The organism is Clostridium sp. AM28-20LB, from assembly GCF_003480665.1.
Taxonomy (GTDB): Bacteria; Bacillota; Clostridia; order Lachnospirales; family Lachnospiraceae; genus Otoolea; species Otoolea fessa.
On the sequence record NZ_QUJN01000004.1, the window covers coordinates 146,315 to 159,188 of the forward strand.

Below are 12,874 nucleotides of genomic sequence, written 5' to 3' on the forward strand. Positions count from 1 at the left end.
TTCACATATGGTAGTAGTACAACGATATGTGAGAGGAGTCTTTTCTTTTGGAAGAAAAAAAGAAAGTGATGATAGATGCCGGGCACGGCGGAACGAAAGATCCGGGAGCAGTATTTGAGGATCGGATGGAAAAGGACGATACCCTGCGTCTGGCGCTGGCAGTAGGGAGGATTCTCGAGGAAAATGGGGTGAATGCCGTCTACACGCGGTCAACGGACGTCTATGACACGCCCTACCAGAAAGCAGAGATGGGAAATGAGGCGGGCGCGGACTATTTTGTTTCCCTGCACCGCAATGCGGCGAGTGAGCCGGGAAAAGGTTCGGGCGTCATGACGCTGGTGTACAAGACAGGCAGGGAATCAGAACAGCTGGCGGATTCAATCCAAAGAGAGCTGGCGCGCACCGGATATGTGGATCTCGGCGTGATCGAGCGGCCGGATTTGATTGTGCTGCGGAAAACGCAGATGCCGGCGGTTCTGGTTGAAGCCGGATTTATCGACAATCCGGAGGATAACAAGCGGTTTGACGCGCAGTTTGACGAAATTGCGGCGGCGGTTGCATCTGGGATTCTAAATGTAATCGATGACGACATGGATCGCCGTCCGGTGGAAGAGAGCGACTATTATTACCAGATCCAGACGGGGGCGTACCGCATCCGATCGCTGGCAGAGCAGCAGTTAGAAGAACTGCGCCGTATGGGATTCCCTGCATTTCTGGTGTACGATGGGACGTATTTCAAGCTTCGGGTCGGTGCGTTTAAAAATCTTGACAACGCTGTGCGGATGGAACAGGAACTGAGGAAGGCGGGATTTCCGACGGTGCTTTTGTATGAGAGGGAGGTGAAGTAGGGGAGAAAAGCTGAAAAACAGGCACTATCTGAAAATAAGAATAGAATGACTTATTTGATTGATTTTTACTATGCTTTTTGTAAAAATGAATGGAAAAAATCCCCTCATTATGGTATGCTGAAGATAGAAAGCAACATGCATTTTCTTGTAGATAAAGGGAGGGGTTTGGTATGTCAGAGAAGAAAAAAATTATCATCACGATTGCGAGGCAGTATGGAAGCGGCGGTGCGGATACGGGTAAAAAGTTGGCGGAAGATCTGGGGATCAGTTTTTATGATAAGAACATTCTCCGTATGAACTCAGATGAGAGCGGTATCAAAGAGAGCTATTTCCATCTGGCAGACGAGAAGGCGGGCAACCGGCTTTTATACAAGATTATCAATACATTGACACCGGAAAAGGGCGCACCGTCGTTCGGTTCCGATCTCATTTCAGCCGACAATCTGTTCCGCTTCCAGTCGGAAGTGATCCGGAAGCTGGCGGCGGAGGAATCCTGCGTCATCATCGGTCGCTGCGCGGATTACGTGCTGGATGGCACCGAGGGACTGATCCGCGTGTTCCTCTACGCGGATATTAAAGTGCGTGAGGAGCGCGTGCGTGAGCGGAATCTCTACGCGGACAAAGACGTTCTCAAAAATATCCACCGGATCGACCGGGAACGTCGCGATTATAATCGTTATTATGCAGGGCGCGACTGGGAGAAACCGGAGAATTACGACCTTTTGATCAATACGACGCAGATTGGTGTGGACGGGGCAGTTCAGTTGATTAAGGATTATTTAAAAATGAGGGGGCTTTTGTAAGGGAAAAAGAATGACTTCCACTTGCAATTCAATATAGTATCGTGTAAAATGGCACATGCAGCCGGGCGAATACGAGAGTGTTTGGACGGCTGTATGTGCTGTTTTGCTATTATTACAAGTAAGGGGAAAATATGAAATATCAAAATGATATTGACAAAATGAATACGAACCGGAATTTATTTCTGATGTCGCTGCCGATTTTCGTGGAGCTGTTATTGCAGCTTTTGGTCGGAAACGTCGATCAGATGATGGTAAGCCGGGTGTCGCAGCCCTCGGTGGCGGCGATTGTCAATGCGAACCAGATCATGAACCTGGTGATTATCGTGCTGAGCATGGCATCGACGGCGGTTACTGTGATTTTGTCCCAGTATCTGGGCGCGCAGGATGAAAAAAATGCATCCCGGACCTGCATGGTCTCGATCGTGCTGATCGGCGGCGTCAGTCTTGCGGCAACGATTCTGGTTTTTGCCGGGCACACGCCGCTTTACCGGGCGATCCATGTGCCGGAGGAAGTTTTTGATGAGGCGTCGCTGTATCTGCTGATTGTCGGCGCATTTATTCTGGTGCAGGGACTTTATCTGACCTTCTCAGCGATGATCCGCGCATTTGCCATGGTAAAGGAAGTCATGATTATATCAGTTATCATGAATGCCATGAATATTGTGGGAAATGCGATTTTAATCAACGGCTGGTTCGGAATGCCGCAGCTTGGGGCGGTCGGAGCGGCGATCTCGACGGATATCAGTAAGTTAGTTGGTCTGGCATTGATGATCGGAATGTTTTTCAAGAGCCACCGCGTCAAAATGGGAATGAGTTATCTGCGTCCATTTCCGGTGCAGATTTTAAAAAATCTCTGCCTGTTGGCAATTCCGACGGGGGTCGAAAGTTTTTCGTACAATCTCTCCCAGATGATGATTCTGGGAATTGTTAATTCCTTTGGCACTCTGGTTACTGTAACCAAGGGATATTGTACGATTTTTGCCAATATTGATTATGTTTATGCGATGGCGATCGCGACGGCAACCCAGATTGTGCTGGGCTACCTGATCGGAGCGCGCCGTCTGAATGATATACAGAAACGAGTGAATGCGACATTGAAGGTTGCGATTGCGGCGTGTGTCGGGATGGCGGTGCTGATGTGCCTGGGGGGTAAATACATTTTCCTGATTTTCACAGACAACCCGGAGATCATTGCGCTTGGACGGAGGATTCTGGTGATTGAGATTGTGCTGGAGATCGGGCGCGCGGTCAACATTGTTATGACCAAATGCCTGATTGCGGTCGGCGATGTCCTGACCCCGACCACGGTCGGAATCACCTTCCAGTGGGTCGTAGCTGCCGCCGGCTCCTGGTTGCTCGGCAGCAAGCTCGGCTGGGGGCTGGAAGGCGTCTGGATTGCAATGGCAGCTGATGAATGCGTGCGCGGACTCATTTACGCGGTGCATTTTAAGAAAGAACGTTGGAAGAAGAATTTTAAGGGCGTGAAGACGGAAGCAGAGTTGGGAGAGGCGTAGAAGATAAGCGAAGAAAGAAAGTGTGAGAAAAAATGAAAGAAACAGGATGGAAGAAGACGGCAGGGAATGGTTCTGATGGAAAAAGAACGGAAGGAAAGAAATCGTTTGGCCGGGGGGAGAAAACAACTGGATTTTCCAAGAATAGTGCAAAAGTGGGAGTCAATGGGGAAAAACAGGGAAAAGCTGCTCGTAAAGTGTCTGGAGTTGAGGATAAATGGGGCACACATGGGGACAGGAAACGAAATGTAGGGGAAAAAGACGGTCAGGAAACGGTTCGTGGTGGACAGCGTGGAAAAACAAAATGTCCGATTTACCGTGAGTGCGGTGGCTGTCAGTATCTCCATTTAACCTATGATCAGCAGTTAAAAGAAAAACAGAAGCGCATGGAAGAACTGCTGGGCGGTGTCTGTCCGGTTCGTCCGATCATTGGAATGGAAGAGCCGTATCATTACCGCAATAAAGTTCATGCGGTATTTGGATTGGATCGGAAAAATAATCCAATTTCTGGCATTTACAAAGAGGGGACACATCGGATTCTTCCGGTGGATTCCTGTCTGATTGAGGATCAGAAAGCAGACGAGATCATCGTGACGATCCGGAGTATGCTTCGTTCGTTCAAGATTCGTGTTTTTGATGAGGACACCGGATACGGTCTGCTGCGTCATGTATTGATTCGCCGCGGCTTCACAACCGGCGAGATTCTGGTCGTTTTGGTGACAGCATCCCCGGTATTCCCGTCGAAGAACAATTTCGTCAAGGCGCTTCGTGAAAAGCACCCGGAAATTACTACGATTGTCCAGAATATCAACGGCAGAAGCACCAGTATGGTACTGGGGGACAAAGAACATGTACTGTATGGAAAAGGATATATCGAAGATGAACTCTGCGGACTCCGGTTCCGTATTTCGTCCCGTTCCTTCTATCAGATTAACTCAGTTCAGACTGAGAAGCTGTACGGAAAAGCGATGGAACTGGCAGGACTTACAGGCAAGGAGACGGTACTGGATGCTTATTGCGGTATTGGTACGATCGGTCTCATTGCCAGCAAACACGCGGGCAAAGTTATCGGCGTAGAGTTAAATCAGGATGCAGTGCGGGATGCAGTGCAGAATGCGAAGAAGAACGGCATCACCAATGCACAGTTCTTCTGCAATGACGCAGGCCGGTTCATGTCTCATATGGCAGCCCGCAGCGAGAGCGCCGACGTCGTTTTCATGGATCCGCCGAGAAGCGGAAGTACCGAAGAATTTATCGACGCGGTAGCCCTTATGCAGCCGAAACGGGTGGTATACATCTCCTGCGGTCCGGATACATTGGCACGCGATTTGAAAGTATTCGCAAAGCATGGTTATCGGGCGAAAGAAGCATGGCCGGTGGATTTGTTTGGGTGGACGGGGCATGTGGAAACAGTCACTCTTCTGACGAGAAAAGCCCGGTAAATCAAAGGGTTGCGCCGATTTGTGGCAAAAATGGTTGTGTGTTTCAGTTTCCGCAGAAGACACATGCGGAAACTGATTTACCCCAGGGGTAAGATTTTCGGAATTGTTGATATACATTTTGGCAAAAGGCAAAGTGTAGGGAGGATACATATGAATTTAAGTATTTTATTAACTGACTTTATTGATACGAAAGGAATGCTTAAAACATATAGGTTTATACCCATTAATCAATATAATAGAATAGTGGTTGATAGATTATCTGATATTTGTACAGATGTAAAGGAAAATACAGATAAGGATGTGGGATTGCTAAGAGTATATAATTCTGACAAATGTCAGTTGCTTTCTACTACTTGTAAAATTAAAGATTTTACAGACAGTTATGGTAAGATTTTTTTCTGTTTTGAGCATATGTTTATACCTGTTGAGAGTTCTAGATATGGAAGCTGTGGTATTTATAATTTTATTTTACCTGTAGACTATAGATTGACAGAATTACATATTGTAGATCCTTTTGATAATAATAAAAATTTAAAAAAGAAAAAGCACTTTAAATATGATGTTTTTTATGATTGCGAAAGCCATATTCAAGTTGTACAAATGCAGTTACGTTCGGCAAGAGGTAATTTTTCTTTTATTCTTACAGGAGAAGCATGTATTGATGATGGTAAGAACAAATTTATAGACTGTAAAGAGCAAAACATATACTTAGATGAGGATATTCGAGAATTCTTTTTTGATGATGGTATAAAGAAGTCATTTTGGAAAAATTTGAAAGAATCAATATTATTAGAGCCTAATTTTAATGGGATCGGGATAGATTTAAAGAAATTATTTCAAAAATAGTATAAGATTGGAGGGTAAAGATTGAGAACAGCGAATGAATATGAGATTGCAATTTTTAAGAAAGAATATTGTAAAAATGGAGAGGATAGAATCAGTATAGGAAAAGATTTTGAAGTTGATGTAGAGTCTTTTGAAGAATTATTGCCTGGGAAAATTGTCAGCAGTTATGCAACGGGTAATCGTGATATTGAAAATTCTTTCATAATGTTTAGAGTTTGTGACGTAATCAAGGATATCCAATATTTCCCGGTTTTTTCAGAGACAATTGGAAGGAAAATGCTTAAGAGTTGGAATAAACCAGTACCAAAGAAGCGAAGTATCTTCATAGAAGATAACAATGGTGTAGGAAGAGGTAATGGTGGAACTGGAAATGGGAATAAAAACAATGTAGAAAATTCTAAATTAAGAAGTTTGATTTTGTTTGCACGTTCATTAATGATTTTACATATTAATGATCCGCAACCAATGAATGGAATGCTAAAAGAAATATATGAAAAATTAGAATTACATCCATATTGGAATGTGAGAAATTATGAGGTCAAAGCTGTAAATACTGCGATAGGAAGTTTTTTACGGAAAGATATTAATGTTCAAAATGAAAATTTTCAAAACTTGCAGGACTATATACTTTATTTGCAAACAAATGTAACTGGAAGGCGTTTAAGAAATACTAATTTCGATACGTTACGAAATATTATGGGAACAGAATACCCGGCAGAACAAGTATATTTTTGAGTTAAAAAATATGTGAAGAAATATCAAAAAAGTAAAACACTACCCCAATCCTGAATATACATTGCATACTTTCGCTATGCAGTATAAAATCAAAGTTCAGGGGAATATTGAAACCGTCTGTCTGCTTTCAAGGAAACCTTGATTTTCTGCGGTTTGTGGGATATTAAGGAGCAAAAATGGATGTGTGTTTTGTAGCCTTATGAATGAATCATTTGAATATCGTAGCAGAGGGGTGTTTTGAGACTCTGCTGAATAATAGGCTTTTGCTAAAAGGTATCATTTTTGCGAAAATGTATGATACCTCCTGGCAGGAGCCTTTTTGTATAAAGATAACTTGACTTATAAATCTTACTGATGTAATATTTACACAAGTGCAGCAGGATTGCGGACGAAATTTTTTTGTTGCGAAATCTTACGCATGTAATAAAAAGAGAGGAGGAATGCATAGTACGATATACCCAGCAAAGAGAAATTTTTTTATTTTAAAATCTTACGAATGTAATATTTTGAAGATATAACGTACATTGAAAATAGAATATGACCATATCAGCAAAGCAAAATGAATGGAGGTCAATATGAAGAAAGGAAAAAGCAGAAACAAGCGAAAGAAAACAAGAAGCAGGCTTCTATGGATTGCGATTGCTGTTATAGGAATAGCTGCGGTAATTTCTGCAGTATGCGTGGCAGGAATGTTGGCAACAAAGGAAAATGCCTGGAGGACACCGGAAGAACTTCTGGTGGAGTACATGGATCATATTCCAAAACAGGAGTATGAAGAAATGTATGCGATGCTACATATTGAGGCATCGGGGAATGTCAGTCAGGAGGATTTTGTAACTCGAAATTCAGCTATTTATGAAGGTATAGAAGTCCAGAATATGGCTGTTCAGATTATTGCATATGATGAGGAGCAAATGGCGGTAACCTACCAGACTTCTTTTGATACAGTTGCAGGAACTATCAGCTTTGAGAATGAAGCACTCTTCCTAAAGGGCGAAGATGGATATAAGTTGGTTTGGGATGATTCCATGATTTTTCCGAATCTGACTTCTACAGATAAAGTAAGAGTTTCCACTACACAGGCAGTAAGAGGAGAAATTCTGGATAGGAACGGACGTGTCCTTGCAGGAAAAGGTATAGCTTCTTCGGTTGGAATCGTTCCGGGCAAGGTGGAAAACAGAGAGGAAGCAATTGCACAGATTGCAGAACTGTTGGAAACAACTCCGGAAGCGATAGAAAAGATGCTGTCGGCACAGTGGGTAAAGGATGACTCCTTTGTGCCGATAAAAACCATTCCGAGGGTTGAAGAAATCGAGTTGATGAAGATTGAACCGGACGAAGAGGTGCTGAAAGAAAAGGAAAGACATGAAAAGCTACTGGAAATTCCCGGAGTGATGATATCTGATGTTGAAGTGCGTGAATACCCATTAGGAGAAGCGGCTGCACATTTGGTCGGGTATGTTCAAAGCGTTACTGCGGAAGATTTAGAGGAACATGCAGGAGAAGGCTATACAGCCAATAGTGTAATCGGCAGAAGCGGAATGGAGGGCTTGTTTGAGAGTGAACTGAAAGGCCAGAACGGTTGCAGGATTTACATTGTAAATTCGGAAGGCAAAGAGAAGGAGGAACTGGCTTGTATTCTGGTACAGCATGGGCAGGATATTCAGCTTACGATAGATGCCAATTTGCAGGTTTCCTTGTACGAACAGTTTAAGGAAGATAAAAGCTGCTCAGTGGCCATGAATCCTTATACCGGAGAGGTATTGGCCTTGGTCAGCACACCGTCCTATGACAATAACGATTTTATTATGGGATTGTCCAGTGAACAGTGGACTGCGCTTAATGAGGATGAGAATAATCCAATGTATAATCGGTTCCGGCAAGTGTGGTGTCCGGGGTCTACATTCAAGCCAATTACCGCTGCAGTCGGCTTGGAATCAGGAGCAATCGATCCGATGGAAGATTACGGGAACGTAGGCTTAAGCTGGCAAAAGGATGCATCGTGGGGTTCTTATCATGTAACAACACTCCATGCATATGAACCAGTCATTTTAGAGAATGCCTTGATTTATTCCGATAATATTTATTTCGCAAAGGCAGCATTAAAGATTGGCTCAGAAGAGATGGAGAGTTCTTTGACCGGACTTGGTTTTAATGAGGAACTGCCATTTGAGATTAAGATGGCAGAGTCGCAGTATTCCAATACAGAGGGAATTGAAACTGAAATACAGTTAGCTGACAGCGGTTACGGACAAGGACAGGTTTTAGTGAATCCGTTACATATGGCTTGTATCTATTCTGCTTTCTGTAATGAGGGAAATGTCATAAAACCGTATTTGGTATATCAGAAAGACGCAGTAGCTGAGTATTGGATTCCAGGAGCCTTTTCTAATGAGACAGCAAGTCGTGTATTGGAAGGAACAAAGAAGGTTGTGAATGATTCTAATGGAACTGGATATGCAGCCCATCGGGATGACATTCTTTTAGCAGGAAAAACAGGTACGGCAGAAATCAAGGCATCGAAGGATGATACTTCGGGTACGGAATTAGGATGGTTTGCAATTTTTACAGCAGAAGATACGGTAGAACGTCCTATATTGATTATCAGCATGGTAGAAGATGTAAAAGGAAGAGGAGGAAGTGGATATGTTGTTAAGAAAGACCGCCTGGTTCTGGAAGAGTGGTTTAGTAGTAATTAGTTTTTTACTGATGCATAGTGTTTCGGGGTGCAGCGATGCACCCCCGGAAGAAGATACAGTTTCGGAAACAGTAATTGATATTTAGGCTATTCCAGAAGAACCTTAGGAGAATGCAGAAGAAATTATAAACATCTGTATAGATCTTTATAAGAAGGCAGCAGAAGAAAACAAGATAGCTGATTTGGAAACGATTCGCAGTATTGTAAATTGCCTTGGAGAAAATGGATATCCGGCTGTTGACAGCAGAAATCAAGTTAACATGACTGAGGCAGAGCAGGTACTGGAATTTTGCGAAAAGGTGGATGCACAGGAAGAAGCAGAAATAACGATCCTTGAAGTCAGTTATTTTGGCGGATTTGTAAAATACGATTTGCATTCAAAAGACGGAAGTGTGGATGTGGTCAGAAGCTATTACAAGTATGAAAAGAAAGGATGATATTATGGCATTAAAAAGAAAAAGCATTCTACTGATCATAGTATTTCTGATTGGGTGTTTCGTGTGTGCCTGTGGAAAAGAAGATAGCGTTGTGGGTGAATCTCTTGTGGAAGATACGGAAGAAGTATCTTCCACGGAGGAAACAAAAAGTGCCGAGGAAGAGGCTGCAGAACAATGGGAAAAGGGCTACGACCTTCCAGTAGATGAACAGGAAAGGGAAGAAGCTGAGACTGACTGTAAAAAGCTGATGGAACGTTATCTTGATATTTATGAAACTGCAGATAAAGGGATAGCATCCAATGTTGTTTTGGATGATCAAACGGTTCTTGAAATGCAGAAGAAGGTAAAGGACACAGGATATCCAATTGCTACGATGGTAACGTATTCTAACATGGGGAATTATGAAAGTGTCGATAGTTTTCTTAAAGAATGTATGGAAGGGCAAAGCGGTTCTGTAGTAATTTATGAAATCCACAACGATGGTGGACTGGGCAGAATGAAATTCATTTTTGATGGAACGGATATGTATGTTGTAAGTACAAGAGGAATCTGGAATGCTGACAACGAGCCGGGAATTTCGTACATTTCATATACGAGACTCAAGGAATGGAAATACACGGAAAAAGGATGGTTCTGCTATGAGTTGTGTGTGCCGGAGCCACCGGAAGTCAGTGAAATTGTGGATGGAAGCTGCCTGATTAGAATAAAACCTATGACAGAGGAACAGCGTGAAATGTCTGAACGTTGTGTTCGAGGTCTTGGATATCAGGGAAATAACCTTTTGTGTTCAAACTGGAATATAGAAAATCTGAATGAGTTGGATTATAACGGGATGTTTGAATATCTGTATGGAATGAAATATGGAGAAAAATTTAATTCCGAAGATTATCCAAATGGTATCCCAAAAGAAGAATTTGAAAGTCTGATTATGGAATATCTTCCGATAACAGCAGAGCAGATACGGGATTACGCAGTATTTGATGAGGAAAACCAGACCTATTATTGGGTGCGACTTGGATGCTTTAATTATGCGCCTACCTTCTTTGGGACATCTCTGCCGGAGGTTGTCGACATCAAAGAAAATGAGGATGGGACGGTTACGTTAGCGGTGGAGGCAGTTTGCGACATGGTCATTTGCGATGATGCAGTCATTACCCATGAACTTACGGTAAGATTTGCAGAGGATGGCAGTTTTCAGTATTTGGGGAATGAAATCCTAAATGACGGAATTATGCAGATACCCGATTACCAATACCGGATTAAAGAATGATTTGATGATAATGGTGTTCTATGATAATCTTACATGTGTAAGAAAAGAAAGGAGGACACATGAAAAAATTAAAATTAGTTGGAACATTGGTAGCAGTTGTATTGATAGGCGGAGTAATATCCATTTCATTCATAAATAATAACATTGCCTATAAAGTGGAAAAGGAATTATGTGAAACACCACTGCCAGAGAAAACGGAACTGATAGAGTCAATATCACGGGCAGGGAAGCTGACAGGTAACGGAAACGGGATGCAATATTTTGGTGCGATTCTAATTCAGAGCGAGTTGTCCTTGAAAGAACTGGATGATTACTATTCGGATCACAGAAGCAATGAATGGGAGTATCTTGTGGAAATTCAGGAAGGACAGTCTATTGATGTGATTGACAACGAAACTCTGAATTTTGGGAAAGAAATAAATGACGCCGGATATTACATTGTATATTCATGGGAAAGCGAAAATTCTCTATTGAAAGAACTGGATATACGAGGACATTAAAAAGGGGGCTATATCAATGAAAAAATTTATGCTATGTATTATGGGCTCGCTCATTGCACTGTTTGTAGTATTTTGGTTTTGCATTTCGTATACGGTAAATTACAAGAAGACAACTTGCGATACATCTGTTTCGCCGGATGGAAAATACGAATTGACACTTCAGGCAGTCGGAGAACCAGACTGGCCTTTTGGTTCAGCAAGTGGACGATTAGTCCTTATGGAAGGCAAAGATAAGATATCTCAAACAGATTTTGAATTGCACAATGACGGTGGAAGCATCACCAGTAGTTGTTGGAAAGTTACATGGTATGAGGACTATGTAGAAGTAATCCTGTCAGGCGAAGAACAATTTGATGAGCAAGTCATTTTATATTTTGATGGTACGAAAGAAATACAGCAATTGACAGATATTGCAGATATTGAAGTGGACTATCCATCAGAAGAGAAATTAGATGAAAGCCGGGTTATAACCGAACAATCCTTTGAGGTGGATTTGAATGATTGGGGCGAGGTACGATTTGTGTCTTATCTACCGACTTATGATACGCTTTGGGAAGATGTCTCATTTGTGCTGGCTAAGGACAATCAAATTGTGTACCATTTCCCAGCTTATTTTGAAAACAATAGTACTGAGAATGATAACGTAGGTATGTTTGACAGCGTAGAGGCAGTTGGATTTCAGGATATAGATGGAGATGGTGCAAAGGATGTGATTGTCATCATAAACTATGTTACAGGAGCAGGACCGCAGGGAATGATGCCACGAAAGACCATTAGAATATTCAGTTCACAGGATAATGGTTTTGTCATTCAACACGATTTAATGGATGAATTAATGGAAAATATGAAAGAGGATGATATTTCTATTTCTGCGATATGTGATTATGTGACATTAATGGAAACAAATGAAATATATGATGGATATCGTACTATATATCAACAATACTTCGCAGACGAACGATGTGATTTTATGATATCATATAGCGCGAGTGGAAATTCCAGAGTTATCTTAAATGAGAATGAGGAAATAATAGAATTTCTTGCATATGACAGACTTTCGGAAAATGAAAAATGCGAATTATATGTTTTATACAGAAGTAAGAAAAACACAGATGGTTCATGGTATATCTCAGAGGCGGAGATCCTTGATATATTTGCATATAGTATGTCTACAAAAGATGTGGTCAGTAGTGGTAAAACATCATGGTCAGCGACTGGAAGTGAAGAGCATGAAATAAATTAAGATAAGCTTTTGATTTTAATTCGATTATCTACATGTGGTGTGAGGTGTTTTTATGAGAAAGTTTGTTAGAACGTATTCTCCATTTTTAGTATATTTTGTATGTGTGGCTTTGGCTTATTTTCTTTGTTTTTATTTATTTCCCAAATATAATGCGGCCTTAGCCTATTTGGGTTTTTTAATTATATATACATATATTGATATTGGGGTTTTTATTTTAGGTTTTTTTATGGGAAAAATCATTGTCAAACGCAGCATTGACATTAGCTTTTTGCTGTGCCTAATATATGCATTAATTTCGTTCGGGTTGATGCTCTTGATAGGTTCTCTGAAATACGTTTTTTATGATTATATGTATAGTAACTTTACGTTTACATTTTCAATCTTCATTGAATCATTAGGTGATAGAGATAGTTTGTTTGTTTCAATTGGGACATTTATATCTTTTTTTATTGGAGAAATTATAGAATACATCAATGATAAATCTAATTCTTGACGTATAGAACTGGATAATTGAAACGCTTTTATGCATAAAGTGAAAATA

At 41.5% G+C, this 12,874-nt stretch carries 11 protein-coding genes; all 11 read left to right on the forward strand.

Annotated features, from left to right (window positions below; all coding sequences use genetic code 11):
* The first annotated feature begins 47 nt into the window (after nucleotides 1-47).
* The 11 genes from DW739_RS09935 (at nucleotide 48) to DW739_RS09985 (ending at nucleotide 12,333) form a co-directional block, all read left to right on the forward strand.
* A complete protein-coding gene (locus tag DW739_RS09935) occupies nucleotides 48-848 on the forward strand; it encodes an N-acetylmuramoyl-L-alanine amidase (protein ID WP_118482004.1) in 801 nt (266 codons plus the stop codon).
* 170 nt (nucleotides 849-1,018) lie between these two features.
* Complete coding sequence (locus tag DW739_RS09940) at nucleotides 1,019-1,651, forward strand: cytidylate kinase-like family protein (protein ID WP_022358543.1); 633 nt, start codon at nucleotides 1,019-1,021, stop codon at nucleotides 1,649-1,651.
* 131 nt (nucleotides 1,652-1,782) lie between these two features.
* Complete coding sequence (locus DW739_RS09945) at nucleotides 1,783-3,165, forward strand: MATE family efflux transporter (RefSeq protein ID WP_118482005.1); 1,383 nt, start codon at nucleotides 1,783-1,785, stop codon at nucleotides 3,163-3,165.
* 32 nt (nucleotides 3,166-3,197) lie between these two features.
* A complete protein-coding gene (gene rlmD / locus DW739_RS09950) occupies nucleotides 3,198-4,604 on the forward strand; it encodes a 23S rRNA (uracil(1939)-C(5))-methyltransferase RlmD (protein WP_118742990.1) in 1,407 nt (468 codons plus the stop codon).
* A gap of 150 nt (nucleotides 4,605-4,754) precedes the next feature.
* Nucleotides 4,755-5,450, forward strand: a complete 696-nt coding sequence (locus tag DW739_RS09955) for a hypothetical protein (RefSeq protein WP_107001159.1) — start codon at nucleotides 4,755-4,757, stop codon at nucleotides 5,448-5,450.
* Between the two features lie 21 nt (nucleotides 5,451-5,471).
* On the forward strand, nucleotides 5,472-6,185 hold the full coding sequence (locus DW739_RS09960) for a hypothetical protein (RefSeq protein WP_118629645.1): 714 nt from the start codon (nucleotides 5,472-5,474) through the stop codon (nucleotides 6,183-6,185).
* Between the two features lie 575 nt (nucleotides 6,186-6,760).
* Complete coding sequence (locus DW739_RS09965; RefSeq protein WP_118742991.1) at nucleotides 6,761-8,884, forward strand: penicillin-binding transpeptidase domain-containing protein; 2,124 nt, start codon at nucleotides 6,761-6,763, stop codon at nucleotides 8,882-8,884.
* A 136-nt stretch (nucleotides 8,885-9,020) separates the two neighbouring features.
* On the forward strand, nucleotides 9,021-9,320 hold the full coding sequence (locus tag DW739_RS15150; protein ID WP_233430257.1) for a DUF6070 family protein: 300 nt from the start codon (nucleotides 9,021-9,023) through the stop codon (nucleotides 9,318-9,320).
* 4 nt (nucleotides 9,321-9,324) lie between these two features.
* A complete protein-coding gene (locus tag DW739_RS09975) occupies nucleotides 9,325-10,590 on the forward strand; it encodes a DUF6070 family protein (protein WP_118743029.1) in 1,266 nt (421 codons plus the stop codon).
* 59 nt (nucleotides 10,591-10,649) lie between these two features.
* Nucleotides 10,650-11,090, forward strand: a complete 441-nt coding sequence (locus tag DW739_RS09980) for a hypothetical protein (protein ID WP_118742992.1) — start codon at nucleotides 10,650-10,652, stop codon at nucleotides 11,088-11,090.
* A gap of 16 nt (nucleotides 11,091-11,106) precedes the next feature.
* Complete coding sequence (locus tag DW739_RS09985) at nucleotides 11,107-12,333, forward strand: hypothetical protein (RefSeq protein ID WP_118742993.1); 1,227 nt, start codon at nucleotides 11,107-11,109, stop codon at nucleotides 12,331-12,333.
* Nucleotides 12,334-12,874 lie beyond the last annotated feature (541 nt).